The following is a 25,330-nucleotide window of genomic DNA, read 5'->3' as shown; positions in this document are numbered from 1 at the left end:
TGTTGTAAAACTGCCGTGAAATATGCTCTTGATACAATTTTTGCAGCAAATCCTGCACAGACTGTATCATTAGTGTCTTTTAATACAGTGGAAATAGGTACGATAGCTGGGTTTGAACCAAATGGTGATGTTGTGATAATAACAGATTTAAATCAAGGTAATACAGTGTACGTATCATTGTGCAATGTAATATTCATTACATTCAATGATGAGCCTAATACTACGCCGCCATCACCTTATAATTGTACTACTCCTGAATGTTGTTGTAATACAGATATGGAAGCTGCAATAAAATCTATTACAGGAAATACATTCCCGATAAATATACAATTAAATTTTGATGTTATAAACAATACAGCAAACGTATATTCAACTGATACTGTATATGGCTTATGTAATGGAATACTGTGGGTAAAGTTTAAAAATACAGTTGCAAGACACAGTTATGGGGCTATACCATTATGTTCTATTTTTGACGTTACAGGTGGAGCATTATCATTATATACTCTGTAGGACAAAAATTATATTTCTATATTATGGATAGGTGCAGATTAAACTTTGAAATAGTGATCCTGAAAACAATAAAGAAATACAAACGGCAGAAACCTTATGTTTTATTAAGATTGCTGCCTTTTTAGAATTAATGCTAGTATACAATATGAATTTTGAATGTATATTTTAGTTAATCTTAAATAATAAGATTATTTATCAGAGCATGCCCAAGCATCAATTTCAACTTTAAGAGCTGCACTTGCTAGACCTGCTACATAAAGCATAGTCATGCAAGGCTCGTGATCGCCTAAAGCCTTTGCAATTGCTTCGCGACGTTGTGCATTATCTATATCTCCCACCATATAAAAAACTATTTTAACTAAGTCTTTTGTATCCATATTAGCGGCTTTAAGATTTAGCTTTATGTTTTCCATTGCAAGTTCTATTTGTTTTATTGGATCTTCAGGAATAAAATCATTTATATCTTTTCCTATTTGTCCTGATAGAACTAACCAACGTTCTTGACCAGACACTTCTACCTGATGAGTATAAGCTGCCAGAGGTGCATGAATATTTTCTGGATTTCTAAATGTCTTCATATAAACACTCCTTCATATAACTATTCACCCTAATATGCAATGTTATTAATTAAATTGTTTATTAGGTTATCTAGATAATTATACATTAATAATCAGATAAATATTAGATGAGAAGTTTTTATTCAAAAATCTGTAGAGATATAGTTATTTTTTCATCCTAGATCTCCTAGAGGTTATAAAAGATATTACTACAATAAACTGCGAGTATGATATACCTTCTGCAATTGAATAGTAAATGCCAGTAATGTGAGATTCACTGGCTCCTCCAAGGACGCCCACAAATATCATAAAAGTTAAGAAAATAGCTGTGATTCTTCGTGCATTACTTTTATCAAGCCAAAGGTCAAACTTTAATTTAGAGCAAATAAAGTATAATATTAGCGTGAAAATGCAAATTGAAATCATAGATGCAAGTATATGGTTCATATAGAGCCTCCTTTAAAAAGTTATAACCTATATTCTAAGCAGTATAAGGATAATGTATCTGATGGTTTAGTGCTTATTAGAGTAAGTAGAAATGAAGATCCTTTTTCTATTATTTTATATTTTAGTGTTGAATTATCATTTACAATCAAGTCTGTTATTTCATTAATGGATTTCTTATTATCTATTGATTTTGCAAGAAAATTAAATTTATCAAGTGCTAAACTGTCAAAAGATGAAAAGTTAAAACTGTTATTTAATTCATCTAAATGATCTTTGGTGTAATTTATTTTAGTAAGTTTTATGCCATCACTGGTGAAACCTCCTGTTTCATCCGATAAAACATTAACTGCAGCTGTATTCTTAGGCAAATTGATATTCCAGTTAATATTAATTAAAGTAACTGGATCTAATGATTTTTTATAGTTATTTATCGTAGCTTTTATTATTATGATAGATGAGACAATGAATATTGATATTATAGCAGCTAAAGTTGTAAGTATCCTTTTTCTTTTAAAATACATATATTCCTCCGCTGATATTTGATTGTATTGTTCATATTTAATAAAATATTATAAAATTAACGTTTTTTTACATAAGTTCTTAACAAAAAAGGAGAAAGTGATATTATAAAAAGGAGCCATATAATAGCTAGAATAGAGTAAAATTGTGGACTAAATACTTTTAGTATTTGATCCCTAATAAATAATGGAAAAGATGCGCCTAGAACAATTATTAGACGGTAGCTTGCTATTATATAATATTCAGTTTTGCATTCATCACACCTTATATTCCTAAACCCGCTCATTATAGATATAAATACTTTTAGCCAGCCAATTTTATTTCCGCATCTTTCACATTTCTTTATAAGCATAAGTAAACTCTCCTTGGTTTATAAAATAATTTAAAGGAAGTTATTTCTTAACATGATATCTAGCAATGAAAGGAGTTGTAAGTATTAATAATAAAAAATACGTTATTATAATAAGTAAAGCGTACAGTATTGTATTAGGTATGTGCTTTATCATAGGCATAATAGTGAGACCAATAAGTATAGCGATAAATATACGAGAAGTCATGTTAATGTAATGCTTTGTATTACAGTGGTCACATTTTATTGATTTGCTATAGCCTTCAACCCAAACTGATTTAAGGACAGTTTTTAACGTAAACTCTTTAGAGCAGTTTTTACATTTCTGAATAAACATTTACTAAAATCTCCTTACCTATCTTATATTTTAGGCTATTGACTTGAAAGTCTGAAGTACTCATTAATTCTCACCCTCAATTATAATTTTATTATCTTTTAAATGGTTCTTTTATAGTATCATTCAATAATTCAGAATAGGCTCTTACCTTACGGAAAGTATTACCCATCATTTCACGATTTCTATAGGTGCGTATTTTTTCTAAATCGAATTCTGCTAGAAAAACATCTTCTGTTTCTGCATCTGCAAGAGTAATTATATTATCAATAGGTATACCATCTTCATCCCAAGTTATTGGACTAAAAGCGCAGGAGCAACCGGCATTTTTTCTTGGAGGATTTGACATAGCAACTCCAACCATATTTTCATAAGCTCTAGTGGATAGTGCCTGAATTCTTGGCTTCATGGATTCACAATCATTTGGTACGAGTATTAATTCTGCACCTTTAAGCATTAATATTCTTGCGCTTTCAGGATATTCCCTATCGTAGCATATCATTACTCCAAGTTTGACTCCTTCGAATTCGCATACCTTGAACTCATCTCCTGATTCTAACATTCTTTCGTCTGCGAAATCACAAGTATGTACCTTACTGTATTTCATTATTATTTCACCACTTCTATTTATCACAAATGCAGAGTTTTGTGGTTTTTTGATTCCTTTTGTATAGGCTGTAATTACAATGCCGATGTTTAGGAGTTTAGCTGCCTTGCAAAATGTTTGTATGTGCTCACTGTTTTCATCAATAGCTAAGTTGTTCCATTCCTCAAATTCTATTGTTTTCATAATTTCTTTAGTAGAAAGATTTTTATCTACATTAGGAAACTCATATCCAGTAATCCAGCATTCAGGAAATAAAACAAGATCAGCCCCAAGCTCTTTTGCTTTTTTCACTGCGCTTAAACCTTTATTTGTATTTAAAGTCATGTTATACGGATCACGAGTTTCTTGTACAATTGCAATTCTAAATATTTTAGTCATGTTTTAGCCCCCAATATAGTAAATATTTTTGTCAAATAAAATATTATATGTTTTGACCAGTAGGGTTCCAACTTCAACTATTAATTTAAACATGCACGAAAATCCTCAGATACCAGGATTCTCCAAAAAGCATAAATTAAATTTTCTTAGAGGAACCCTTTAGTAGAACTATATTGAATTATAGTAAACTACTAAATCAGATTCTAATTTTTTAATTTCATTTATTTTATATACGGATAGCGAAGTGCATATTATTAAAAAGCAAACTACAAATGGTAATAGTTTTCTCTTTTCAACTTTACTCAAATTTAATTGTTTATCATATATAACTGTAAAAATAAAGGCTGTGATTAGTATAAAGATAAAACCAGTAAATATAGATGTTATTCTCATGCTTTTAATTAGAAAAATATTCTTATGAAAACCAAAAAGACTTTCTTCATTGGTTTTGTTTTCTTGAATATTCTTTTTAGTATCTTTCTCTGATAATGAAATATCATAGACAGGATGCTTAATGCCTGATTCCCCAACAAAGTCAAGCTTAAAATAATACTTTCCAGTTTTTATTATGGTTGCATTATCTTGTCTTGTTGCAATATGAGCTAGAAAGTAGGCATACACAATCAATGCAATTGCAATAATAAAAATGGTTCCCAAAGATTTAAATTTTAATTTATTCATTTTATTCTCCTTAGCAATAGTTATAATGTCAGTTTTAAATTACCTGAGTTATTTCTTATTGGTTAATACATATACCACAATTGCAGCTATTACATTAGGTCCACCAATAACCATTAAGAAGTTAGTTATTTTATCCCGAACTAGATTATCTTTCTTTGTATCTAAAAAAGGATGTGATATATGCCTGTCACTACTAATACCAGAGCCTTTAATAAATCCATTAAATGCACCGTTTAAAAATCCTGGAATAGATATACATGCTAGTCCAGAAATTCCGCATATTTTTACAGTCAGATACCAATTCTTTTGAAAGAAACCAGCTGTAACCCCAATACATATAAGTATAAGACTTAGAATAATTGCTTTACGCATTTTTAGCCCCCAATAACGTAATTTATTTGTAATAATTTACCTTTATATATAAGTATATTATATAGAACATGATGCTAGTTGTACATAATAATGTTACTTATAATATAAAAGTGATTAAAAAGACTAGGAATAATTAATATTTTTATATTTACTAGAAGCAGAATTCTAAATACATATGCTATAATTTTATATAAGATTTTAAGAAGGCAAGGTATCTATAAAACCTATTTATTTTATGCACAATATATAGAAGTTGTAGTGATTATAGTACATTATATAAATAATTGCAGAAGAAGAAGGAGAGTATAAATGGAATTTCGTAGGACAGTTGAAGCAGATATAAGCAGTATAATGAATATTATAAGACAGGCACAAGCTTATTTTAAACAAAATGGAATAGATCAATGGCAGAATGGTTACCCAAATGAGGTGGTAATTAAAAATGATATTGCTAATGAGCATAGCTACGTACTTTTAAAGGATGATAGTATAGTTGGTACTGCAGCCATATCTTTCGATGGAGAGAAAACTTATGATGAAATTTATGAAGGACAATGGTTAAGCAATGATGCTTTTGCAGTGATACATAGAATAGCAGTGGATAATGAATGTAAGGGACTTGGACTTTCTTCTATCATTATTAAAAATGTGGAAGAGCTTTGTCATAGTAGAGGAGTTAATAGTATCAAAGTAGATACACATGTAGAAAATTTATCTATGCAGAGATTACTAAAGAAAAATGGGTTTCAGTATTGTGGAATAATTTATTTAGAAGACAAAAACAAAAGGGTTGCTTTTGAAAAGATGATATAATTGTATTGTAAAGATATGGTATAAGTTGATGAGTGAGTTTATAATGCTAAATTATATCTTATTTAAAATATTTGGACAAGGTGATTTTAAATTGGTTAAAAGGGGAGATATTTATGAGAAAGAGAGATATTCTAGCTGTAGCAGCCACAGCATTTTCAATGGGAGTGGTCTTGGGATTTTTGATTTCACCAGCGAAGAACGGGTTTGGTAACAATACCTGGAATACTACAAATACCACTAATAATTATGGTGGAGCTATGGTACAAAAGGTTAAAAATAAAACTAATAAGTGATTAAAAGAAAATTTAAAAGATAAACATAGGAGGAAGTATGGAGTTAGTACAATCTATTTTCTATTTTATATTAGCTGGGATATTTGAAATTGGCGGGGGATATCTAATGTGGTTGTGGCTACGAGAAGGTAAAAGTATAACCTACGGAATATTTGGAGCTCTAATATTGATAATATATGGAGTAGTCCCAACCTTACAGCCGCCAAACTCTAATTTCGGAAGAGTTTATGCAGCTTATGGAGGAATATTTATCGCACTATCTATTCTTTGGGGATGGAAGATTGATAATGTAGTCCCAGATAAATTTGATTTAATTGGAGGAGCTATTGCTTTAATTGGTGTAATCATAATAATGTATGCTCCTAGAGGATGATTTACTTTTTTAAAATTGAAACAAAAGATTATCTCAATTTGATTAAGCTACGTTTCTATAATGGATTATTTTGATCTGAACATATTTTTGAAAACCGTATTACTTGAAAGAGTGATACGATTTTTTATTTAACTTGTAAAAAAACAAAGTTGTGCACGGATTTTTAAAAATTACAATCCTTGAAATAAAGATTTTTATATCCTATAATAATATTAGTCCATAACTGGACTAATATATGTAGGAGGTATTATCATGCAGTGGATTTATTTAATATTAGCTATTGGTTTTGAAATTATAGCAACAACTTTAATGAAAACATCAAATGGATTTTCTAAGTTATTACCGACATTAGGTAGTCTAATTGGATATGGTATATGTTTTACTTTCTTATCTATGGCACTTAAAAAGATTGATGTTAGCGTAGCTTATGCGGTATGGTCTGCAGCTGGATTAGTTATAATATCAATTATTGGAGTAGTGCTTTTTAAAGAAAGTGTTAGTGCTTTGAAAATAATTTCTATTTTGTTAATTATTTTAGGAGTAGTTGGATTAAATTTAAGCGGAGTTAGTCATTAATAGATCACAATAATTATAAGTTAAATGTAAAAAATGGGAAGTGCATAAGAAAAAATGAATGATAAAAGAGAGTTTGATACTTTAATAGAAAGCTATTATGAATCATGGTTTGAAATAAATAATATATACCACGTATGGGCTAGAGAGCATGGAATTCAAGATACAACTTTATTTGTATTCTATATAATAAAGAATTCTAGTGACGGCTGCACGCAAAACAAAATATGCAGCAAACTTCTTTTGCCCAAACAAACAGTCTCATTAATTTTATCAGGACTTGAGAAAGATGGATATATCTTTAGAGAAGTGAATCCTGAGGATCGTAGAAATAAAATAGTTAAACTTACTGAGAAAGGTGAAGAGTTTGCAAAACCTATTCTTGAAGAAATGAAACAATTAGAAATCAGGGCTTTTAACAAGATGTCATTAGAGCAGCGTAGGTCTGTAGTAGAAGGGTTCAAGATATTATCTGATTCTCTAGCAGATAGCTTTCAAAAGTAGAGAAGAGTAATTAGTAATAAGCATAGTTTTAAATAAAACTATGCTTAAATGCTTTATACGCAAATAAAAATCACAGGACATAGATTAAAGTTTTTAACTTTTGTCCTGTGAATCCCAAAATTCTTAGGAGGTATTGGGATGTGTTACTAAGATTATTGGCTGTTTTTTTATTGTATATACAAAAATTATGAAAAACTAGAAATAATTATGGGTGGTCATTTGATACTGATTATTAAAATATTGCAAAGTAAATGAGGCATAAACATGAAGATTAGTGGATTAAAAATGCGTTGTGTAAAGCATTATTCAGATATAGAAATATGCTATTAAGAAATCTTTACAGATGTTGACGAGGATAAATTTTTGCAGTTAAACGAAACATCAAATCGATGAAAATAAAGCTGAAATTCTTGTATATTATAACAATCAGTAGATTTGGATGAATGGTGATAACTATATACCAATAGATGATAAGCATAGCTAGGTAGTTTTTCAAGAATAAGTACCAGAAATAAAGATAAACTGACAAAAAGTCAGTCTATCTAACTTAAAGAGTGAATTTATATTGACTGAATACAACACCTTATTTTTTACGCTATTTGAGTTATAACAAGGTGTGCCGAAACAGGTCTTGTTCCTCCAGCAAAAGGGGTGATAGTCAGCGCAGTTGAATTGCCAGCAGGATTTCTTACAGTGAGTATTGAATTGACAGATGTAGTAGTTACAAGAGCTATTCCTACTATCTGAGAAGTTCCTGTCGCACGTCCCACTACTGTGTAGGCCAAATCTGCTCCGTTAAGAGTTAGAATCAACTGTCCTGGTTCAGTCACACTAACCTGAAACAAGACTTGATAAGTTCCAATATTGGATAAATTAAAAGCAGTAGGACTAATACGTGCAATAGCTCCACCGCTATTAGGCCCGTCTTGCGGAAAGCTTACATCTGTACCAACACCAACAGTTGCTGCATTATCAGGAGGCATTAGCGCAAAAAAATCTGCAAAGTTCACTATACCTCCAGGCACTCCAGGTATTCCTCGAAATCCTCTCGGTCCTCGTGGCCCTGGAGGGCAAGCTTTGCAAGGATTGCATTCTGAGTCACAATTTTCATTAATTTTTTTATCCGGACATTCTGAAGTTTCATCATTAGCTGATTTAGAATAATATATTTGTCCATTAACGCAACGGATTCTATTGGTTGATTTTCTATTTCTATACATACAGTCGCCTCCTTAAGATTCTAAATAAAACAACTTTATGTTATAAATTATGACAACTACTATGTTATGTGACACAATCTAAAATAAATTACGACAAATATAGTCACATGGCATTTTTTCGTCGATTGAGAAAGTTTTTGAAGATTGAAATAGTATTAGGAAAAAATATCGATGGTGCAGTAATGCAAATTCCTATAGTAGAGAATCAATCGATACGAAAAGAAGGAATCGAATTATAAATTGGTCAATGGAAGAGTTTCGATTTAAGATTGGGAAGTTTGACGCATTTCAAGAAAATATAACATTAACTATTAAAATAATAAGCATAGTTAAAAAAACTATGCTTAAATACTTAATGAACTGTTAGCCCCAACAAGATTAATCTTTAAAACTTCATTATCCCAAGTAATGCTCTCAATAACTTCTTTAATTACGGATCTCTTAACATCAAGATCATCAATATAATCAAAGAACTGTTTTATAGTTTTAATATTAGAGGTTATATTTCCTACCTTTTCGTCTATGTCTTCAGCAGTCATCTGACTTAAGGTTATTTCACTTAGTCTTTTTTCAATAGAAAGATTCTCATTTTTCACCGTCCTTATTTCATTTTGTATAAGCTTTAGAGTATCTGGATCTTCTAGTAATGCAAGTTTTCTTACTAAGCCTTGGATAACTTTATTATTGGAAGAGAGAGTTTTCTTTAGGCTTGAAGCTTCATTTTGAAGTTCAAGTTTAGTGGTTTCTGAGTTTTCATCATTTGAGTATAGATTAACTAAACTTTTAGTGTCTATGTTTTTTAAAGCTGTTATTATAGCTTCTTCAGCAGCATAGGCATTTAGCATCTTAGTAGAGCAACGATTACTGGCTCTATTCCTAAGTTCACATCTATAATATCTTTCAAGTTTATTAGTTCTCTTATTTAGGTTGCTCCAGGTAGACATACTACTACCGCAGTTACCACATTTAACTAATCCAGATAGTAAAAAGTGTTTGCTTGTATTGGAACGTACTGCTGGATTGGTTGAATTGGCATTTAAAGTTTCTTGGCATTTTATCCACTGTTTAGAGGGGATAATACCTGGATGCAAGGCAGCTGATACAATCCATTCTTCCACCGATTTATCTTTCTTACCACCTTCACGTTTGTTATAAACCATGAGGCCGTATTCTCCAGTAAAATCATTACATAAAGTAGCTCCTAGATTATCAAAATAGTTATACATATTTTCATCTGCAAAAGTGTATGCAGGATTATTCAATATCTGAAGTACTGTATTTCTGGAGAATTCGCCACCATTTTTTCCTTTAACATTATTGGAGCAAAGATATCTTGAAACTGTAGAAGTGCTTTTCTTTTCTAAATATAAAGAAAATATGGTCTTAACTATATTAATTTCTTCTTCTACAACTTCAAGTTTATACATTTTCTTAATATTTTCTTTTCCAACATACTCAACTGGAACTGATTTGAAACCAAGTGGTGGAGTGCCACCAAGCCATCTTCCAGTCTTTGCAAGCTCAAGCATGTTATCTTTGATTCTTTCTGCTATAGTTTCTCTTTCGAGCTGTGCAAATACCGATGAGATATATACCATGGCTCTACCCATAGGACTTGACGTGTCGAATTGTTCTCTTATACTTACAAATTCGATTTTATTTTTCTGCAGCATCTCTAGAGTAGTAGAAAAATCAGCTACATTACGAGAGATTCTATCTAGTCTATAGCAAATAAGATAATCAAAACGCTTTTTCTTAGCGTCACTTAAAAGCTTTTTAAATTCAGGTCTATTTATATTTCCACCAGAGAATCCTTCATCTTCATATATTAGAAAATTAGTAATTCCTAGATTGTTACCATACTGTTTGCATAATTCAATTTGGTTCTCAATAGATTCACCTTTTTCGGAGAGTCTACTTTTTCTACTATATATTGCAGCTATCATAAAATCCCTCCAACTAATTGCTATGTTGTAAATAAAGCATCTTCTGAAAAATGTACTATTATAATTAAAATAATAAAAATTTCCTAGGTAATATTTGAGCAAATGATGCATTGGTTTAAATTAGATATTCCATTGATAAAAATCGGTATAAATATGCATCAGATCAAGCTATGTATTAATGACTATTCTAGAAAAATAAAAATTATTATTGGTTTAAGTAAATTAATATTGAATTGCTGTGATTAGTAGTTTAAAAGGATAATCAGCGTTTTTAATAATAGTAAGAATAAGGTTTTTATTATAGATATCTATAGAGAAACAAACAAGTAGTATAAGTTATTGAAGATTTCATTTAAAATTCTAATGTAACCTATAATTTTATCCCTCATAAAATGAAGTAGGAGGGATAAATATGGGACGATTAAGAACAAAGATTAAAGTGCAAATAAATTATCCTACAACAGAAGAAGGGATAAAGCAGTTTGAAGAAGCTAAAGCAAGGGCTGTAATAAAAGCACTAAGATCTAAACATAGTGAAGAAGAAATAAGACTTGTGGTAAAAAAACTTAAGCAAGAGTTAGAAGGTTCAGTTAATTAGATAATAAAGGGATTTAACGAGAAATTTAAAAATGATAAACATAAGTAAGTTATGGGAAAAGAAAGTTATTTTACTTTGAACAAGCTATATATTCTATTTTATTTAATAAAATTATAGTAATGATATTTAATAAAATAAAAGGTGAACTATGAAATTTATATCTAAGATTTTTAAAAGAGAAAAACCTGATGCTATTGTTGAGTCAAGTGGATTAATAGATAATAAATTAACCCACAAAGAAAGTATTGGGAATAGGTATGTAAAAACTAAGCGAGGAGAATTTATACATTATGATTTATATCAAGATAATAAATTCATAACTTCAATGCTTGGATATAGAAATTAGATAAAGGTGATAATGCTAAGAAATTTTCATAGCATTATTTTTTATGTACTATTAGATTAAAAAAGAAATGATTAAAAGAAAAGTAGAAAAGAAGTAATTTATTCACATAATTTAATGATAAATAAAAAGAGAACCTAAACGAGTTCTCTTTTTATGTTTTACCGAGAATTTGATTTAATCTAACTTGAGTAATATAAAAACCATATATGGTTATTACACAAATGGAAGTAGCAAAACTTAAGAATATAAGTAGTCTCTTTTTACTGTCTAAATTATAGCCGTTTTGTCTAATTCGTCCAACTATAATTCCAGGTATCGCTATAGTAAAGTAGAGTGAAGTAATTCTTTGATTAATAAAATATATGTATAGAATCATAGTTAAAATATTTATGGTTATTGTTGATATGAGAGGGTTTTTATATAAGATTGATTTCATATAGAATTCCTCCAGTAAGATTCAGTATAAATGCAAGATTAATTCCATTATATAGGAGGAAAGTATTTATGTATATAGGTAGATAGCTATGAGCGTTTATTACTTAAGAAAGAGGTGATCGATGACAAAGATAATATGTAAACACGTCGACTGTAATAAATTAGTTGATAAGCAAGACATGTATTATGAAGAGCATCTAAAGCTCAATGTGAAAAAGGTAAGGAAGTAGAGGCTATAATAAATAATCAAATTAATGCAACACCAGTAGCAGCTGCACCACAACAATAATCAAATAATAATGTTAAAAGAGAGGGAGATTAAAGATATCAAAACGAAAAGACATCACAACCAGTATATGCAGACGAAAACTTACTAATAAGATAGGAAGTTCAGATACATTCGAAGTATGAGAGGCTATAGCAGATATAAATAATAAAATAGTAGTTATTTATAACGTTCCTAGTGAAAAAAGCTGGATTTGTGGGTTATAGGGGAGAATTATTATATTGATGAGGTTATAAAATAAATAGATTTCTACAAAATCATAAGGTAAATATGGATATGGTGAGATTTTTTTGAATTAAAAACAAAATTAAGTCGAATAGTTAGTCGGAGAAAGGAATCTAGTATTATTTGTAGAATATTACTTATATTATTAAAGGGTGGAGGAGTATATGGGAAATAAATTCTATAACAATAGAGATCATCGATTAAATAATTCTTCTGATTTATTTGGAACATATTTTAAGGCGAATGCTATATTAAAAGTTTTAGATAATCTAGGTAAATGCATTGAAGTAAATAATATGATTGCATTATATGGGGCGTGGGGAAGTGGAAAAACTTCAACTATTAATTATATATATGATAATGTAACAACACTTGAGCCTGTAATTTTCCAGGCATGGAAATATGAAAAAGATTTAAACTTGGCTCTTTCATTATTCGAATTGATATCAGATAAAATTAAGAATGATTTGATAAGTTCGGGAAGAAATCCTTTAATCGATGGATTAGCAGAAAAAACTAAAATTATAGCTGGAACAATGTTTTCCTTCGCTAAAAATACTCTTTTAAATTCAGAAATAAATGTTTTAGGAATAAAACTTGCAATAGGAAAAGCCGGACAAGAAGCGATTAAAGAAATGGAAGAGTTGAAGTTGGATTCAGAAAAATCTTATTTTGATTCAGTTGAAGAATTTAATAACTCATTTAATGAATTGATAGATAAGTATTTTGAGACCACGGGAAAAAGATTATTGATTTTTGTGGATGACCTAGATAGGTGTGAACCAGACAAGGTTATAGATTTACTAGCTACTATAAAACATTTTTTTACAAATACAAAAAATGCTGTGTATTTTTGTGCTATAGATAAAACAGCAGTAAGTGAATCTATAAAACTCAGATATAGCAATGTTATTGAAGCTGAGGAATATCTTGAAAAGATATTTGACATTACATTTAATATGCCAGATTCATATGATCTTCAACCTGTTATTAATGACTTTTTTAATAGAATTGGTGTTGACTATACTAAAGTAAGGAATTTGGACGGATTTTTAGAACATATTGAATTTACTAATCCTCGAAAGATAAAGAAAGTCTTTAACAAATATATAATGTTACTTGAATTGGCAGAGATATATAACAGTAGTGATAATGAAAAATTAAAATTTTTGGAACTGAAAAGAACAGATGAGATGTTCATTATAGTATTTATTTATTTTATAATTTTATTTGAATTCCATAGAACTATTTATAGTAAATTATCCAGGTTTAGAGATAAGTTTGTTTCTATACTAAATAATTTAGATGAAACATTTAGTATAGAAACAACAAAGGGGTCATATGAAAAAGCGCAATATTTAGAACAACAAAGTGGTAACATTTATTATCCATCTTTAAGTGGTGATATTACGAAACATATTATTACAGATGAGAAAGTTCAGATTGAATTAATTAACTTCATAATATTATTTATGCCTACAGATGTGCAGATAGATTTACCTAATTTGGATATAGATAGCACTTATCAATTGAACGAGGTCCTATTTAGTTTTTATAATAGCTTAAAAAAGAGTGACCAAAAAATATTGACGTCGTTCATAGAGTTTATCTTGGATACAACTATAACCAAAGGTAGATACGAAGGATATTCTGTATCAATATCGCAAATAATACATGTTTTACAATTACTGTGTTAATATGATTAATTATTTCTAGATAGGAATTGTATTGTATAAAGATCATTAAGATGTATTATTTATTTTACTATTGTTAACGATAAATTTATAGAATTAAGTATAATTTTATTAAAGTTTAAAAAACTACAAGAATATACATTTGCATTATGAAGTATTATATAAGTATTGGACTCCAACGCTGTTGAAAGTAATAGATATTGAAGTATCTAGGTTTCGTGAAATTGAAGCCTAGGTATTTTTGTTTTTTTCATTATTTTCTCGCTTCAAAAAATCTATAGGAGTAGACTTATTAGAGTTAATAAGTAATCCAGTTCTTGAAAAAATAAATGTTTTTAATAAGGATATTATGTATATAGTTTTATTGGCCTTTCTGTACACGTTGCTTCTGCTCCTTGACCTGTAGATAAATCTATATCAAGGCCTTCTTCTTTGAAGAAACCTTGATTTATTGCAGCATACATCGGTGCATAGAATACAGAACGAGCCACTTCATTTAGTTTTACTTTCACCAATGGTTTTTCTCCTGAGGAAGTAGGTGTAGTAGATTGAGTTTTACCGCAACTAATAGCTGTTACGGAAAGTGCTACCACTAATGCTGTTACTAGAAAGGTTTTAATTTTTTTTATTTTCATAATGTTACCTCCTAAAACTTTTTTCTAAGAACTCGGACTGAAAAAACTCTAGTATATTTGTACCAGAGCAATCAGCCTTATATGTTATATAACTTTGTAAGTAAAAATAACAATCTTATAGTTTATAATATGTAAAAGATATGTTAAATGTTAATTAATATGGTATATTTCGGTTAAGGGCTGTTTTAGAAGTAAATTTATGAAATTGGCAATGTAGTATTCTTCTAATCACCAATATATAATAAAAAATGTAAATTAAAGAAAATTTATAAGTTATTTATTGAATTAGTAGAAAGTGAATGATATATTGTTTAATGTGAATAGTAATAATATGGATTTAAAGGAGTGAATACAATGATAACGTGGAAAGATGAGTATACTGTTGGTGTTGAATTAATAGACAGCCAGCATAAAAGACTTCTTGAAATAGCTAATGACGTTTATGAACTGACTAAAAACAGTTTTATAACGGATAAATACGATAGAATCGTAGAAGTTATAGAAGAATTAAGAGATTATACAATTTTTCATTTTAAATCAGAAGAAGAATATATGCTTAGTATAGGATATAAAAAGTTCCTATCACATAAAGTTGAACATGATGATTTTGTAAATAAGGTAAATAGCCTAGATCTAAATCAGATTGATGAAAGTCAACAAAAGCACTTATTAGAGATTTTAGAATTTGTGATTAAATGGATTGATGAACATATATTACAAAAGGACAAGTTGATAACTGCATAATTACATATATAATGTGTTTAAAAGCCTATCAAAATGAAATTATTTTGATTAGGCTTTTATTTTTTATTATTTATGAACTTATAATTCGATTATATAAGCTTATAAGTATGCTTAATAGGCTTAAAACATAATATAAGCTAAAGAATAAAAAGGAGAATGTCTCACCTGAACTTGTAAAAGCTAGAAAATTATATTGGTTATAAAAAATAAAAGATACTTAAAATGGATAATCAGTAAAAAAGATAATTACTTTCCACCACTCCTCTAAAATAATAAATCGCAAATGGCGCAAAATACTATTACGATAACCAAACAAGTAGTTAACAGTTAGTAGTTAGAAGTTTCTAATAAGCTTACAAGTTAATTATGAAAATGGTATATCGAATAAATAATTTATTTTAAAGGAGGAATTCGTCATGGCAAGTAACAGAAATAGAGTTTTAGTTCCAGAAGCAAAGGAAGCATTAAGCAAATTTAAATTTGAAACTGCAAGAGAACTTGGAGTTGATTTAAAGCAAGGCTACAATGGAGATTTAACTTCAAGAGAAAATGGGTCAGTAGGCGGATACATGGTTAAGAAAATGATCGAAAGCTATGAAAATGGCCTAAAGTAATAAACATATTAAGGCTCTGCATTTATGCAGAGTCTTTTTTTATATAGATAAAACCATAAAAAATATATGCTCACTTGAGTTTTTATTCAAGTGAGCATATATTTTTAGGGATACAAGTAATACTAAACTTTGAATTATACTGTTTATTTTAGATACGAAAATCATCATTGAATGCTATAAAAATTTATTTAAAAGGCTTAAGATTGTTGCTGTAATACTTGATTTGCAGAATCAATATCTTGTTTGATTTGTTCTTGTGGTGTTCCGTAAGCATTATACCAACCTTTAGTTATTAACATATCTGATAATTTAAAGTGGCTTGCGATGCATCCATTAAGTTGGTTAGTTAATAACTGCCTAACTTCTGGATTAGTAGATTCTGGGATTACCTTTGCAAGCATACCTATATCAGTTTTAGACATTGCTAACATTTCTAAAGCTATATCTTTTTCAGATAAATTGTTTTTATCTTGATTTGTATTTTGATTTGCATTTTGAGAATCACTATTTTTTGCGCTTTCATCTGGCCCTAATACTGAATCTATCCAAGACATTTTATTTCACCTCACACGTTTTGTATTTTACTTACTGTAGCTTGAATATCATTTACGCTAGCTTTCTTTGTGTTTAATGTTGTCTGCATGAATTGTTTTAGTTCTTCATCCTGAACCATACCCATAGTGGCGTTTAGTTTTTTTACGCCAAGAACTCCTGAGTTTAATAGTTCGTGAAGCTCTAGGGTTTCATGGGGAGTAAATTTAGTTACATCATTCATTATTATCACCTCTAAAGATATTATTTTATTAAACATAGTTGGGTATGCAAACAAACATTAAATTTAAGTAGTAAAATGCAGGAAAGACTTTAAATAGAGCTATGAATTAACTTGATACAAACACAGTAATCTTTACATATAGACTAGCCATGTTTATAATATTAATAAAAAGTAGAAAAGGATATAGATAAGATATGATAAAAGCTGTACTCTTCGATTTAGATGGAACTTTACTTGATACCAATGAACTTATAATAAATTCTTTTAAGCATGTATTTGAAAATATACTAAAAATCCAGGTAAGCGAAGCTGAAATTACAAAGAAATTTGGTATGCCATTAAGTAGCTCTTTTAAAGACTATACAGATAGCAGAATTGACGAACTGGTAGTTGCTTATAGAGCATATAATGAAGAACGTCATGATACTATGTGCTATGCCTTTGATGGTGTTAAAGAACTTTTGGACAAACTAAAAGGTATGGGAATAAAGATAGGGATAGTTACTTCAAAGAGAAAAAAACTAGCCGAAAAAGGGATGAAGATTGCAGGAATTCTAGAATATATGGATGTTATAATAACTCCTGAATGTACTGAAAATCATAAGCCACATGGTGAACCAGCTTTAAAAGCCTGTAGTGAACTAAATATACTTCCAAGTGAAGCTATTATGGTTGGAGATTCTCATTTAGACATTATGTGTGGAAAAAGTGCTGGTTGTCAAACCTGTGCCGTAGAGTACACAGTTCTTCCAATTGAAACCTTGGTTAACCAACAACCAAACTATTTTATTAAGACGCCAGAGCAATTAGTAGAGATTGTTAAAAATATAAATGTTGCTTAATTGAAAAAAATAGGACTAGATCCTATTTTTTTCTTTTCTTTTTTTGCACTGAATATCCGAACTTACCTATTGGTCTGCTTGGAAGTGGGTAATATTCTCCATGGCAATATGAAATAAGATTGGCTTTTTCAAAGTGGATTTTGCCACCTTCATCTAATAAATCAGAATTTACCTGTGAACCCACAACTTCAGCGATAAACATATGGTGAGAGCCTAATTCTATGATGTCTTTAACTTTACATTCAATGTTAACAGGACATTCTTCTATATGAGGAGTTTCTATATTTTCACCATCACCAAGAGTAAATCCCATTTCTTTAATTTTATCAACTTGTTTTCCAGATCTAACACCGCAGAAATCAACTTTTTTTGTAAGATTTGAAGAAGGTAAATTCACTACAAACTCCATTGATTCTTTTATATATTCATAAGATAATCTTTCAGGTCTAATTGAGATTGAAAGCATTGGTGGTCGGGTACACACTGTAGCTGTCCAACCCACTGTAAATACATTAACTTTTCCTTCTTTATTCTTTGAAGTTATCAGTACTGCAGGTACTGGATTCAATATAGCACTACCTTTAAATTTTACTTTTTTCATCTAAATGCTCCTGATTCTAAATATTATATTTTTAAAAATTAATAAATCATAAATAGTCAAAAATAATTGCTTAATTTCTATATAATTTACTTTACACTTATACCACTTTTCTTAGATATTTTCAATAATATTCGATGTGTTAAACATAAAAAAGCTACATAAAATGTAACTTAGTTAATTTTATGTAGCTTTAATTATTTTATATTTAATAATATTATTGAAATTTAGTTGTTGCTACGGAGATACTATATGAGCGAATAATTAGAATTAAATGATTTTCGAAGATGAAATAGCGTTAAGAAACTGTATTGTCCGAACGTAGTGAGTTATACAGTTTTAGCTATGTAATTGTAGAAAATCATATTAATTCTTTGTGAAGATCATCAAGTATCGGAGGTAGCGACAACTAAATTTCACAGTTTTAATTAAAATATATTTTTATTTCTTCTACGTTTTCTTTTTAATCTATTTACTATAGATATAATTAATCCTAATAAAATCAATACTACTATTACTGCAGCTGCCATACCGAAATAAAGGCCTAAGCTAGATTTTACTAATTCAGAAGTTGAGATGTTTGCTTTTACTGCATAGTCTTTGCTGTAGTTTCTTTCTGCAACTGTAAGTTTAACAGATGAATTATCTTTTGCTAAACTCCAAGCATCAGCATTTGAAAGCTTAACATTTTCAGTAACTTCTTTTTTGTTTATTTCATTATCATAATAAGTTACATCTTCTTGTAATACAAGAGGTACTTGAATTGTCTTAGTAGGACCAAAAAATTTAAGTGGTTTGTAGCTTACATCTACTTTTTTAATCTCACTACCAGCTTTAAGTAGAGTAGATTTCTTAGCGGCAAAGCTATAATCCATGATTTTATTCATATCATTAAATACAGTTTGATCTTGTGCATCATAATTAGATTTAAGAACAACTCCTACTATTTTACGACCATCTCTTTCATATATGGTAGCAAGACATCTACCAGATTGTGAGGTATATCCAGTCTTTCCTCCAACATTACCATTCTTACCTAGTTCTTTATTTCTGTTTTCTAAGTTAATAACGGTACTATTGTTTATTTTAATTGAAGATTTAGCTGTAGTCATAACTTCTTCAACCCATGGCTGTTTGTATGCTTCACGAGCTATAACTGATAAATCATAAGCAGTTGTATAGTGATCTGGGTCATGCAATCCATTTGGGTTAGCAAAGTGAGTGTTTTTTAGATTTAACTCTTTTGCTTTATCATTCATCATATCTACAAATTTATGATAGTCACCACTTCCTAAGAAGTCTGCTATCATGTAGGCTGAATCGTTAGCAGAATACATAAGTAGAGCTTTCATAACATCTTCAGCAGTCATTTTATCATTTACAGTCATTGGCTTAAAATTGACATTTAAAGAATATTCAGGCTGCTTTTTTGCATCTTCATTATAGGGTATTTCATCTGACTTTTTTGCTTTTTCACTAAAAAGCAGAGCAGTCATCATTTTTGTTGTACTAGCAGGGTATCTTTTTGTATCACCACTCTTATAATAGATTATCTCGCCAGTATTATAATCGATGGTTATTGCGGATTCACCTACAATAGTTGGAAGTTTTGAAGTTGTATTTTCCGCAGCTTTTACAGTTAGTGGTGAAAACATGCTGATAGAAAATGCGAGTAAAAGTGAAGTAATTAATCCTTTGCGTTTCAAATCTCATCTCTCCTGTTTTTAGGATTATACCAAACTGATAGTTTATATATGCGCGAAAATATTTGGACCTTATTTAATTATTAGCCTCTTAGCAAAGATTTAATACCTTAAGCACTAGTCTTAAGGTGTAAATTTCTAAGAAGCTATTTTGTAAATTGGTATCAATAATATTTTTGTACATGTATAAACTAAGTTAGAAAATATAACCCTTGTAATATTTTTTTATAACATTTCAAGTATAACATTAATAGTTTATAATAACAATTAAGATAAAGTTACATTTATGGCAGATAGGAGGGTGTTTTATGAGTTTTCATAAACTTAAACAACTATTTTCTACACATAAGGAAAAACCCTTAGGAACATATAGAGAAAGTTCAGTGCTTATACCTATGTACGAGGAAAATGATGAAATGTTTTTTATATTTGAAAAGAGAGCTCTTACACTTAGAAGTCAACCTGGCGATATATGTTTTCCAGGAGGAAAGGTGGAGCCAGGAGAAGATAGAAGAGAAACAGCCATTAGAGAAACTATAGAAGAACTCAACATAAAAAAAGAGGATATTGATTACTTTGGACCGATGGACTTTTTTATTTCTCCCTATGGATCTATTATTTATCCTTTTGTTGCTCAGCTTAAGGTATTTCCAAAAAAACCTAGTATTGATGAAGTTGATCATATATTTAAGGTTCCTATAAAGTTTTTTCAAGAAAATGAACCTTTAAGACATGAAATTGCAGTTGTACCTAAAATAAGTGAGGACTTTCCTTATCACTTGATAAATGGAGGGAAAGACTATAATTTCGCTAAAGGGAAAATGGAACAGTATTTTTACAAATATGAGGATTATGTTATTTGGGGATTTACAGCTAGAATAATAAAAGAATTTGTGGACTTTATAAGAGAAGATAAAACTCAAGGGTAATACAATAGTAAGTGTATAAATAACAATTATAAAACTCATAAAGCTGATTAAAAGTTAAGGTTTGTGAGTTTTAAAGAGTTCCTATACCGATATTTAATTCATACATGTTCGAAAATTGCGGCTTCTGGCGATTTTTAGGCATGTATAAATTAATAGTTGATCTAGGAACTCTATATATTCTTAAACAAAGCTCTACCTACTAATACCTTTTCCTGAGTCTGAAATATCGATTAATTCTTCAGGATAGGGTTCTAAAAAACTCTGGTCTAAAAGATATTGATTATTGAACCTTATAGCCTGTGATTTTACTACATTAATGGGAACGCTTAAAGGTATCTTTCCTAATCTATATTTGTCTATTATTGAAAGCATAAAATCTTTTTCTTTAGAATTCAGATACTCGCTAAAATATCCTAATGCATGCATTAACACATTTATATTTGATGTATACCTTGGAGTTCTTGAGAGAAGTTTTAATAATCCTATATTATAGGACTCAATAAGCTCATCAATATTTAACAAGTCATGATTTGCAACTATTCTACCAAGCTTTTTTAATTCCGTTTGATTGTAGGACATGAAAAGCAGCTTATGTCTACTATGGTATTTAACTAACGATGATAAATCTTTATTAGTTTTTACTTCGGAAAATTCTGCAAGAGTAAAGATGCTAGAGAGAAAGCGATCGCGAATGGAGAAATTCTTTAATCTACCTTCTTCTTCAATAGGTAGATAATTAAAGTTGTTTTGTATCATTCCACCAAATATCCCTTTTCCCTTTGAACTAGAGGCTCCTTTTTCAGTGCCATTATATATTTTAACATCTCTAGTACCACATGATGGTGAACGGCTTTTTAAAAGAAAGCCATCTACTCCATTTAAATCATTAATAAAGCTTTCAGAGAATTTAATCATATCTTCAGTATATTCCCGCTGTGTGGAATATTCAATTAATCTAATATTATCATTACTTTTAACTAATCTTATGACTTCCCTAGGGGTTGGAAGTCCTATGGCACTTTCAGGACATACCTCTTTGAATTCTATAAATGGTTGAAGTTTTATATATAAATCAAAGGTGGATGCTTCGCCGTTATATCTACACGGAGTAGGACCAAGACACTTACTTACAACTATTCTAGGTTTTGACCATTTAAACATTTGTATTCCTCCATTTAATTTTTGTGTACAATTTATTTTAAACTTTAAATATAAATATATACGAAGGATTTTAAGAGGAGGGGGATTATAAACAGCTTGAGAGTATAGGTAATATTAAAAATATAAATTTAATTATGAAGTGCTATATAACGATGAAATAGCAAAATTTGGCTGAAATATTATATTGAATGGAGGATAAACTATTTGAAGATACAAACAGTACAATTTTGAAGTTAATTCTTAAAAGGGGGGAATAAATATGGGGAATCAGGGGTGAATTTTGCAAAGAAGAGTTTAATAACAATATTACTTTTTGTTATTATTTTTTGTAAACCAGTATTGGCTGCTCCATTGAATAATAGAATAGTTAATTGTGATAAAGATGAATTGTATGTAGACCGTGGTGATAAAAAAGTTGTTTTTTTAACCTTTGATGATGGACCAGGACGTTTAAGTAGTAAGAGAATTTTAAATATACTTCAGCAAAAAAATGTTAAGGCTAGTTTCTTTATTGTTGGTGAAAATATAAAGAAGGATACTGTTGAAGTTGTTGAAGGTCTATATGAAAGTGGTATGGATATATACCCACACTGTTACGATCATCATTATGACTCTCTATATAAAAGTGAAGAAAGCTATTTTGAAGATTTCAATAAATACATAAATAATACTAAAGGATTAGTATATAAAAATAAAAGGTTTTTTGTGAGATTGCCAGGTGGATCACTGAATACATACTGTAGATCAGATATTTTAAAAAGTATAAAAAATAGGCTGGAAAAAGGTAATGTTGATTATATAGATTGGAATGTTAGCATAGGAGATGCAATAGGCTCAAATATAAGTAAGGAACAACTGGTTGACAATGTAAAAAAACAAGGTGATATATATAGAATTGCAGTGGTTCTTATGCATGATGCTGATTATAAAAGTTCAACTATTGATGCGTTGCCAGAAATAATTGACTTTTATAAAGGAAAAGGTTATAGCTTTAAAGTGTTAAGTGAAATGACTACTCAAGAGTATGAGTATCTAAAGAAGGTAAGAGTTATAAATAAAAAATAATCAGTGAGAACTGATTATTTTTTATTTTGCATAAATTTATAAGATTTTATCTAGTTTATTTCTTAACTATTTTTATTTAATCTGCTAAGAATTGCATTTTTTGCATTATATTCTAAAGAATCATCTAAAACATCTAGAGCAATTTCACCATAGCGTATATCTAAGGCTGTTTTTATCATCCTATCCGCAAATTCAGGATTCTTTGATAGAAGAGATCCATGAAAATATGAACCATAAGTATTTTTATAAATACAACCTTCATTACCATCTTCACCGTTATTGCCATAACCATGTAGGCATTTACCTAAAGGCTTATGATTGTTTATATAAGTACGTCCAGAATGGTTTTCAAAACCAACATAGGTTTCACCAAACTCTTCGTTGATAATTGCTGTATTACCTATGAATCTTGTGTCTCCAGGCTCAGTGTATATATCTAAAATCCCTAACCCTTCAAGTTTTTCACCCTCAGGGGTAGTGTAATATTTTCCTAATAATTGGTATCCACCACAAATAGCAATAAAAACTTTTCCGCTCTCTATATACTTTTGAATTGAATCTTTTTTTGTATTTATAAGATCATCAGACACTATAGATTGTTCATAATCTTGACCACCACCAAAAAACACAATATCATACTTATCTTCTTCAAATGGATCATTAATAGAAACATTAACGATGTTAGTTTTAATACCTCTACTTTCTGCTCTATGCTTAAGTATAAGTATGTTTCCCATATCTCCGTAGACATTTAATAGATCAGGATATAAATGGCATATATTTAATTCCATAGTATCACCTCTTACCATAATTTTTTTATATAACCTTTTGAGTGTAGATATTTTCGATAGTTTATCATAGCTGTATAAGTTGCAAGAATATATATTTTTTCACCACTACAAGCTTTAATATAATCAGTTATATTTGAGAATTCAGCACTAATCTTAAATTTATCAGTTGTAATACCAGCGGTTTTTAATCTAACTGCCATATCATACATTCTTTCACCAGATATAAGAATGTCTTTTAAATCTAATGCTGCAAGTTTTTCGAAGTTTACATCCCATATCCAAGATACGTCTCTTCCATCCGCATAATTATCATTTAAGAAGAATGCTACTGATAGACTATCTTTGCTAAGACAAAGGGTGTCAATAGCTTGATTATAACCTGCTGGGTTTTTAACTAAAATTATTTTAACTTCCTTGCCATCAACATTAATAACTTCTTGGCGCCCAAAACTGGATTCTTGTTTGTTTAAGGAAGTATTTATTGTCTTATCATCAATGCCAAGTTCTTTTGTTATTGCATATGCACAAAGAGCATTATAAATATTATACACTCCAGATTGAGTTACATTGAATTCGTGATTATTAAATTCAACTAAAGAGTTGTCTGAAGTTATATCAAGTACACTTGTAAGTGTATATTTCAATTCTGGTCTCTTATAACCACAGCTTGGGCAATAAAAATCTCCAAGATGATTATAGGATATAAAATTATATTCATAATTTGTTTTACAAAACTTGCAGAATTTTGCATCTGAATTAATATCTATAACTTTTTCATTGGTAGGGGATAGACCAAAACCAAAATAAGTTATAGGGTTTGGAACTTTTAAATCTCCGAGAAGTGATTCATCACCATTTAATATTAGTTTTGTATTTGGAACAAGAGTGACGCCTTCCATTATTTTTGATAGAGTAGTGTACACTTCTCCGTAACGGTCGAGCTGATCTCTAAATAAATTTGTTATTGTTATAGACCAAGGAGTTAAATGCTTGGTTATAAATTTTAGATTAGCTTCATCTACTTCAATTACGGCATATCTTTCCTTTGAACTGCCAAATTTATAGTTATCTATAAAACATGAAGTAATTCCAGGTAACATATTTGCACCGGTACTGTTTGTTATTACGTCATATCCAGCTTCTTTTATAATGTTGTAGATCATACTAGTGGTAGTTGTCTTCCCGTTAGTTCCCGTGATCATGATGATTTTATAATTATTTGTTATGGTCTCGAGTATGGAACTATCAAATTTTAAAGCTATCTTGCCAGGAAAATTACTGCCACCTTTAAATAATTTCTTTGAAAAGAATAATGTTATTTTTGCTGCTATTATACTGATTAAAGATTTAATTTTAATTTAAGACACCACCTTTATAATTAATTATATACTTATGAAATGATTGCTAATC

General features: G+C 29.5%; 33 protein-coding genes. 14 read left to right on the top strand and 19 right to left on the bottom strand.

The window, feature by feature from the left end:
- Nucleotides 1-513, top strand: a 513-nt coding sequence (locus tag J3477_RS10755) for a hypothetical protein (RefSeq protein ID WP_206869958.1), incomplete at its 5' end; no start/stop codon positions are given.
- Between the two features lie 188 nt (nt 514-701).
- Here J3477_RS10755 and J3477_RS10750 read toward each other — a convergent pair.
- The 8 genes from J3477_RS10750 to J3477_RS10715 all read right to left on the bottom strand — a co-directional run bounded on the left by J3477_RS10750 (nt 702) and on the right by J3477_RS10715 (nt 4,757).
- Nucleotides 702-1,091: a RidA family protein gene (locus J3477_RS10750; RefSeq protein ID WP_206869957.1), complete on the bottom strand. Its 390-nt coding sequence runs from the start codon at nt 1,089-1,091 to the stop codon at nt 702-704.
- 144 nt (nt 1,092-1,235) lie between these two features.
- Nucleotides 1,236-1,517 (bottom strand): hypothetical protein, encoded by a 282-nt coding sequence (locus J3477_RS10745; protein ID WP_206869956.1) that lies wholly within the window; start codon nt 1,515-1,517, stop codon nt 1,236-1,238.
- Nucleotides 1,518-1,537: 20 nt separating this feature from the next.
- Nucleotides 1,538-2,038 (bottom strand): hypothetical protein, encoded by a 501-nt coding sequence (locus J3477_RS10740; protein ID WP_206869955.1) that lies wholly within the window; start codon nt 2,036-2,038, stop codon nt 1,538-1,540.
- A 56-nt stretch (nt 2,039-2,094) separates the two neighbouring features.
- Nucleotides 2,095-2,388 carry a TIGR04104 family putative zinc finger protein gene (locus tag J3477_RS26395; RefSeq protein ID WP_206869954.1) on the bottom strand — a complete coding sequence of 98 codons (294 nt, stop codon included), beginning with the start codon at nt 2,386-2,388 and terminating at the stop codon, nt 2,095-2,097.
- Between the two features lie 40 nt (nt 2,389-2,428).
- Nucleotides 2,429-2,722 carry a TIGR04104 family putative zinc finger protein gene (locus tag J3477_RS10730; RefSeq protein ID WP_206869953.1) on the bottom strand — a complete coding sequence of 98 codons (294 nt, stop codon included), beginning with the start codon at nt 2,720-2,722 and terminating at the stop codon, nt 2,429-2,431.
- A gap of 91 nt (nt 2,723-2,813) precedes the next feature.
- The gene (locus tag J3477_RS10725) at nt 2,814-3,704 is read right to left on the bottom strand and encodes a carbon-nitrogen hydrolase family protein (RefSeq protein WP_206869952.1); all 891 of its coding nucleotides are present in this window, start codon (nt 3,702-3,704) and stop codon (nt 2,814-2,816) included.
- Between the two features lie 168 nt (nt 3,705-3,872).
- Nucleotides 3,873-4,385 (bottom strand): hypothetical protein, encoded by a 513-nt coding sequence (locus tag J3477_RS10720; RefSeq protein WP_206869951.1) that lies wholly within the window; start codon nt 4,383-4,385, stop codon nt 3,873-3,875.
- Between the two features lie 48 nt (nt 4,386-4,433).
- Complete coding sequence (locus J3477_RS10715) at nt 4,434-4,757, bottom strand: DUF5316 family protein (RefSeq protein ID WP_206869950.1); 324 nt, start codon at nt 4,755-4,757, stop codon at nt 4,434-4,436.
- A gap of 309 nt (nt 4,758-5,066) precedes the next feature.
- Between J3477_RS10715 and J3477_RS10710 the strand changes: the two genes are divergently transcribed.
- The 5 genes from J3477_RS10710 to J3477_RS10690 all read left to right on the top strand — a co-directional run bounded on the left by J3477_RS10710 (nt 5,067) and on the right by J3477_RS10690 (nt 7,313).
- The gene (locus J3477_RS10710; RefSeq protein ID WP_206869949.1) at nt 5,067-5,570 is read left to right on the top strand and encodes a GNAT family N-acetyltransferase; all 504 of its coding nucleotides are present in this window, start codon (nt 5,067-5,069) and stop codon (nt 5,568-5,570) included.
- A gap of 113 nt (nt 5,571-5,683) precedes the next feature.
- A complete protein-coding gene (locus J3477_RS10705; RefSeq protein WP_206869948.1) occupies nt 5,684-5,863 on the top strand; it encodes a hypothetical protein in 180 nt (59 codons plus the stop codon).
- Nucleotides 5,864-5,900: 37 nt separating this feature from the next.
- Nucleotides 5,901-6,236 carry a YnfA family protein gene (locus J3477_RS10700; protein WP_206869947.1) on the top strand — a complete coding sequence of 112 codons (336 nt, stop codon included), beginning with the start codon at nt 5,901-5,903 and terminating at the stop codon, nt 6,234-6,236.
- 252 nt (nt 6,237-6,488) lie between these two features.
- Complete coding sequence (locus J3477_RS10695) at nt 6,489-6,812, top strand: DMT family transporter (protein ID WP_206869946.1); 324 nt, start codon at nt 6,489-6,491, stop codon at nt 6,810-6,812.
- Between the two features lie 54 nt (nt 6,813-6,866).
- A complete protein-coding gene (locus tag J3477_RS10690) occupies nt 6,867-7,313 on the top strand; it encodes a MarR family winged helix-turn-helix transcriptional regulator (protein WP_206869945.1) in 447 nt (148 codons plus the stop codon).
- Nucleotides 7,314-7,903: 590 nt separating this feature from the next.
- Here the strand turns inward: J3477_RS10690 and J3477_RS10685 are convergent.
- Together J3477_RS10685 and J3477_RS10680 are read right to left on the bottom strand one after the other, a co-directional pair.
- Complete coding sequence (locus tag J3477_RS10685; protein ID WP_228731267.1) at nt 7,904-8,533, bottom strand: collagen-like protein; 630 nt, start codon at nt 8,531-8,533, stop codon at nt 7,904-7,906.
- Nucleotides 8,534-8,877: 344 nt separating this feature from the next.
- Nucleotides 8,878-10,479: a recombinase family protein gene (locus J3477_RS10680; protein ID WP_206869944.1), complete on the bottom strand. Its 1,602-nt coding sequence runs from the start codon at nt 10,477-10,479 to the stop codon at nt 8,878-8,880.
- 412 nt (nt 10,480-10,891) lie between these two features.
- Here J3477_RS10680 and J3477_RS10675 point away from each other — a divergent pair, with 412 nt between their 5' ends.
- Both J3477_RS10675 and J3477_RS10670 read left to right on the top strand, forming a co-directional pair.
- Nucleotides 10,892-11,077 carry a hypothetical protein gene (locus tag J3477_RS10675; RefSeq protein WP_206869943.1) on the top strand — a complete coding sequence of 62 codons (186 nt, stop codon included), beginning with the start codon at nt 10,892-10,894 and terminating at the stop codon, nt 11,075-11,077.
- 148 nt (nt 11,078-11,225) lie between these two features.
- The gene (locus J3477_RS10670; RefSeq protein WP_206869942.1) at nt 11,226-11,423 is read left to right on the top strand and encodes a hypothetical protein; all 198 of its coding nucleotides are present in this window, start codon (nt 11,226-11,228) and stop codon (nt 11,421-11,423) included.
- 151 nt (nt 11,424-11,574) lie between these two features.
- Here the strand turns inward: J3477_RS10670 and J3477_RS10665 are convergent, their stop codons facing one another.
- Nucleotides 11,575-11,859, bottom strand: coding sequence for a hypothetical protein (locus tag J3477_RS10665; protein WP_206869941.1), 285 nt, complete (start codon nt 11,857-11,859; stop codon nt 11,575-11,577).
- Between the two features lie 674 nt (nt 11,860-12,533).
- Between J3477_RS10665 and J3477_RS10660 the strand changes: the two genes are divergently transcribed.
- Nucleotides 12,534-14,066, top strand: a complete 1,533-nt coding sequence (locus tag J3477_RS10660) for a KAP family P-loop NTPase fold protein (RefSeq protein ID WP_206869940.1) — start codon at nt 12,534-12,536, stop codon at nt 14,064-14,066.
- 344 nt (nt 14,067-14,410) lie between these two features.
- Here the strand turns inward: J3477_RS10660 and J3477_RS10655 are convergent, their stop codons facing one another.
- On the bottom strand, nt 14,411-14,698 hold the full coding sequence (locus J3477_RS10655) for an ABC transporter substrate-binding protein (protein ID WP_206869939.1): 288 nt from the start codon (nt 14,696-14,698) through the stop codon (nt 14,411-14,413).
- A 354-nt stretch (nt 14,699-15,052) separates the two neighbouring features.
- Here J3477_RS10655 and J3477_RS10650 point away from each other — a divergent pair, with 354 nt between their 5' ends.
- Together J3477_RS10650 and J3477_RS10645 are read left to right on the top strand one after the other, a co-directional pair.
- Nucleotides 15,053-15,442, top strand: coding sequence for a bacteriohemerythrin (locus J3477_RS10650; RefSeq protein WP_206869938.1), 390 nt, complete (start codon nt 15,053-15,055; stop codon nt 15,440-15,442).
- Nucleotides 15,443-15,858: 416 nt separating this feature from the next.
- Nucleotides 15,859-16,056 carry an alpha/beta-type small acid-soluble spore protein gene (locus J3477_RS10645; protein WP_183276670.1) on the top strand — a complete coding sequence of 66 codons (198 nt, stop codon included), beginning with the start codon at nt 15,859-15,861 and terminating at the stop codon, nt 16,054-16,056.
- 197 nt (nt 16,057-16,253) lie between these two features.
- Here J3477_RS10645 and J3477_RS10640 read toward each other — a convergent pair whose 3' ends face one another.
- Both J3477_RS10640 and J3477_RS10635 read right to left on the bottom strand, forming a co-directional pair.
- Nucleotides 16,254-16,610, bottom strand: a complete 357-nt coding sequence (locus J3477_RS10640; protein WP_206869937.1) for a spore coat protein — start codon at nt 16,608-16,610, stop codon at nt 16,254-16,256.
- 11 nt (nt 16,611-16,621) lie between these two features.
- On the bottom strand, nt 16,622-16,831 hold the full coding sequence (locus J3477_RS10635) for a hypothetical protein (protein ID WP_206869936.1): 210 nt from the start codon (nt 16,829-16,831) through the stop codon (nt 16,622-16,624).
- Nucleotides 16,832-17,025: 194 nt separating this feature from the next.
- Here J3477_RS10635 and ppaX point away from each other — a divergent pair, with 194 nt between their 5' ends.
- A complete protein-coding gene (ppaX, locus tag J3477_RS10630; protein ID WP_206869935.1) occupies nt 17,026-17,673 on the top strand; it encodes a pyrophosphatase PpaX in 648 nt (215 codons plus the stop codon).
- Between the two features lie 22 nt (nt 17,674-17,695).
- Here ppaX and J3477_RS10625 read toward each other — a convergent pair whose 3' ends face one another.
- Both J3477_RS10625 and J3477_RS10620 read right to left on the bottom strand, forming a co-directional pair.
- Entirely contained in the window at nt 17,696-18,274 is a 579-nt protein-coding gene (locus tag J3477_RS10625) for a flavin reductase family protein (RefSeq protein WP_206869934.1), read from the bottom strand.
- Between the two features lie 425 nt (nt 18,275-18,699).
- The gene (locus tag J3477_RS10620; protein ID WP_228731266.1) at nt 18,700-19,977 is read right to left on the bottom strand and encodes a D-alanyl-D-alanine carboxypeptidase family protein; all 1,278 of its coding nucleotides are present in this window, start codon (nt 19,975-19,977) and stop codon (nt 18,700-18,702) included.
- Nucleotides 19,978-20,282: 305 nt separating this feature from the next.
- Between J3477_RS10620 and J3477_RS10615 the strand changes: the two genes are divergently transcribed.
- On the top strand, nt 20,283-20,903 hold the full coding sequence (locus J3477_RS10615) for an NUDIX hydrolase (RefSeq protein ID WP_206869933.1): 621 nt from the start codon (nt 20,283-20,285) through the stop codon (nt 20,901-20,903).
- Nucleotides 20,904-21,095: 192 nt separating this feature from the next.
- Here the strand turns inward: J3477_RS10615 and J3477_RS10610 are convergent, their stop codons facing one another.
- Nucleotides 21,096-22,064, bottom strand: coding sequence for a YbgA family protein (locus J3477_RS10610; RefSeq protein ID WP_206869932.1), 969 nt, complete (start codon nt 22,062-22,064; stop codon nt 21,096-21,098).
- Between the two features lie 273 nt (nt 22,065-22,337).
- On the opposite strand from J3477_RS10610, the gene J3477_RS10605 reads away from it, so the two are divergent.
- Nucleotides 22,338-23,129: a polysaccharide deacetylase family protein gene (locus J3477_RS10605; RefSeq protein ID WP_206869931.1), complete on the top strand. Its 792-nt coding sequence runs from the start codon at nt 22,338-22,340 to the stop codon at nt 23,127-23,129.
- A 62-nt stretch (nt 23,130-23,191) separates the two neighbouring features.
- On the opposite strand, the gene J3477_RS10600 is transcribed toward J3477_RS10605, so the two are convergent.
- A complete protein-coding gene (locus tag J3477_RS10600) occupies nt 23,192-23,920 on the bottom strand; it encodes a type 1 glutamine amidotransferase (RefSeq protein WP_206869930.1) in 729 nt (242 codons plus the stop codon).
- Between the two features lie 11 nt (nt 23,921-23,931).
- Nucleotides 23,932-25,278, bottom strand: a complete 1,347-nt coding sequence (locus J3477_RS10595; RefSeq protein WP_228731285.1) for a Mur ligase family protein — start codon at nt 25,276-25,278, stop codon at nt 23,932-23,934.
- Nucleotides 25,279-25,330 lie beyond the last annotated feature (52 nt).

It is taken from the genome of Clostridium zeae (assembly GCF_017312485.1).
In the GTDB taxonomy this organism is placed as follows: Bacteria; Bacillota; Clostridia; order Clostridiales; family Clostridiaceae; genus Clostridium_AR; species Clostridium_AR zeae.
Note: the sequence above shows the minus strand (reverse complement) of the source record. Positions and strands in the feature narration are given on the sequence as shown.

What these genes read in the sequence shown, in the direction of transcription:
- J3477_RS10645 (WP_183276670.1), top strand. Translation starts at nt 15,859, where the DNA reads ATGGCAAGTAACAGAAATAGAGTTTTAGTTCCAGAAGCAAAGGAAGCA.
- J3477_RS10705 (WP_206869948.1), top strand. Translation starts at nt 5,684, where the DNA reads ATGAGAAAGAGAGATATTCTAGCTGTAGCAGCCACAGCATTTTCAATG.
- J3477_RS10670 (WP_206869942.1), top strand. Translation starts at nt 11,226, where the DNA reads ATGAAATTTATATCTAAGATTTTTAAAAGAGAAAAACCTGATGCTATT.
- J3477_RS10650 (WP_206869938.1), top strand. Translation starts at nt 15,053, where the DNA reads ATGATAACGTGGAAAGATGAGTATACTGTTGGTGTTGAATTAATAGAC.
- J3477_RS10745 (WP_206869956.1), bottom strand. Translation starts at nt 1,517, where the DNA reads ATGAACCATATACTTGCATCTATGATTTCAATTTGCATTTTCACGCTA.
- J3477_RS10710 (WP_206869949.1), top strand. Translation starts at nt 5,067, where the DNA reads ATGGAATTTCGTAGGACAGTTGAAGCAGATATAAGCAGTATAATGAAT.
- J3477_RS10725 (WP_206869952.1), bottom strand. Translation starts at nt 3,704, where the DNA reads ATGACTAAAATATTTAGAATTGCAATTGTACAAGAAACTCGTGATCCG.
- J3477_RS10685 (WP_228731267.1), bottom strand. Translation starts at nt 8,533, where the DNA reads ATGTATAGAAATAGAAAATCAACCAATAGAATCCGTTGCGTTAATGGA.
- ppaX (WP_206869935.1), top strand. Translation starts at nt 17,026, where the DNA reads ATGATAAAAGCTGTACTCTTCGATTTAGATGGAACTTTACTTGATACC.
- J3477_RS10640 (WP_206869937.1), bottom strand. Translation starts at nt 16,610, where the DNA reads ATGTCTTGGATAGATTCAGTATTAGGGCCAGATGAAAGCGCAAAAAAT.
- J3477_RS10665 (WP_206869941.1), bottom strand. Translation starts at nt 11,859, where the DNA reads ATGAAATCAATCTTATATAAAAACCCTCTCATATCAACAATAACCATA.
- J3477_RS10610 (WP_206869932.1), bottom strand. Translation starts at nt 22,064, where the DNA reads ATGTTTAAATGGTCAAAACCTAGAATAGTTGTAAGTAAGTGTCTTGGT.
- J3477_RS10680 (WP_206869944.1), bottom strand. Translation starts at nt 10,479, where the DNA reads ATGATAGCTGCAATATATAGTAGAAAAAGTAGACTCTCCGAAAAAGGT.
- J3477_RS10700 (WP_206869947.1), top strand. Translation starts at nt 5,901, where the DNA reads ATGGAGTTAGTACAATCTATTTTCTATTTTATATTAGCTGGGATATTT.
- J3477_RS10660 (WP_206869940.1), top strand. Translation starts at nt 12,534, where the DNA reads ATGGGAAATAAATTCTATAACAATAGAGATCATCGATTAAATAATTCT.
- J3477_RS10655 (WP_206869939.1), bottom strand. Translation starts at nt 14,698, where the DNA reads ATGAAAATAAAAAAAATTAAAACCTTTCTAGTAACAGCATTAGTGGTA.
- J3477_RS10690 (WP_206869945.1), top strand. Translation starts at nt 6,867, where the DNA reads ATGAATGATAAAAGAGAGTTTGATACTTTAATAGAAAGCTATTATGAA.
- J3477_RS10625 (WP_206869934.1), bottom strand. Translation starts at nt 18,274, where the DNA reads ATGAAAAAAGTAAAATTTAAAGGTAGTGCTATATTGAATCCAGTACCT.
- J3477_RS10720 (WP_206869951.1), bottom strand. Translation starts at nt 4,385, where the DNA reads ATGAATAAATTAAAATTTAAATCTTTGGGAACCATTTTTATTATTGCA.
- J3477_RS26395 (WP_206869954.1), bottom strand. Translation starts at nt 2,388, where the DNA reads ATGCTTATAAAGAAATGTGAAAGATGCGGAAATAAAATTGGCTGGCTA.
- J3477_RS10695 (WP_206869946.1), top strand. Translation starts at nt 6,489, where the DNA reads ATGCAGTGGATTTATTTAATATTAGCTATTGGTTTTGAAATTATAGCA.
- J3477_RS10740 (WP_206869955.1), bottom strand. Translation starts at nt 2,038, where the DNA reads ATGTATTTTAAAAGAAAAAGGATACTTACAACTTTAGCTGCTATAATA.
- J3477_RS10730 (WP_206869953.1), bottom strand. Translation starts at nt 2,722, where the DNA reads ATGTTTATTCAGAAATGTAAAAACTGCTCTAAAGAGTTTACGTTAAAA.
- J3477_RS10635 (WP_206869936.1), bottom strand. Translation starts at nt 16,831, where the DNA reads ATGAATGATGTAACTAAATTTACTCCCCATGAAACCCTAGAGCTTCAC.
- J3477_RS10750 (WP_206869957.1), bottom strand. Translation starts at nt 1,091, where the DNA reads ATGAAGACATTTAGAAATCCAGAAAATATTCATGCACCTCTGGCAGCT.
- J3477_RS10675 (WP_206869943.1), top strand. Translation starts at nt 10,892, where the DNA reads ATGGGACGATTAAGAACAAAGATTAAAGTGCAAATAAATTATCCTACA.
- J3477_RS10715 (WP_206869950.1), bottom strand. Translation starts at nt 4,757, where the DNA reads ATGCGTAAAGCAATTATTCTAAGTCTTATACTTATATGTATTGGGGTT.
- J3477_RS10615 (WP_206869933.1), top strand. Translation starts at nt 20,283, where the DNA reads ATGAGTTTTCATAAACTTAAACAACTATTTTCTACACATAAGGAAAAA.
- J3477_RS10600 (WP_206869930.1), bottom strand. Translation starts at nt 23,920, where the DNA reads ATGGAATTAAATATATGCCATTTATATCCTGATCTATTAAATGTCTAC.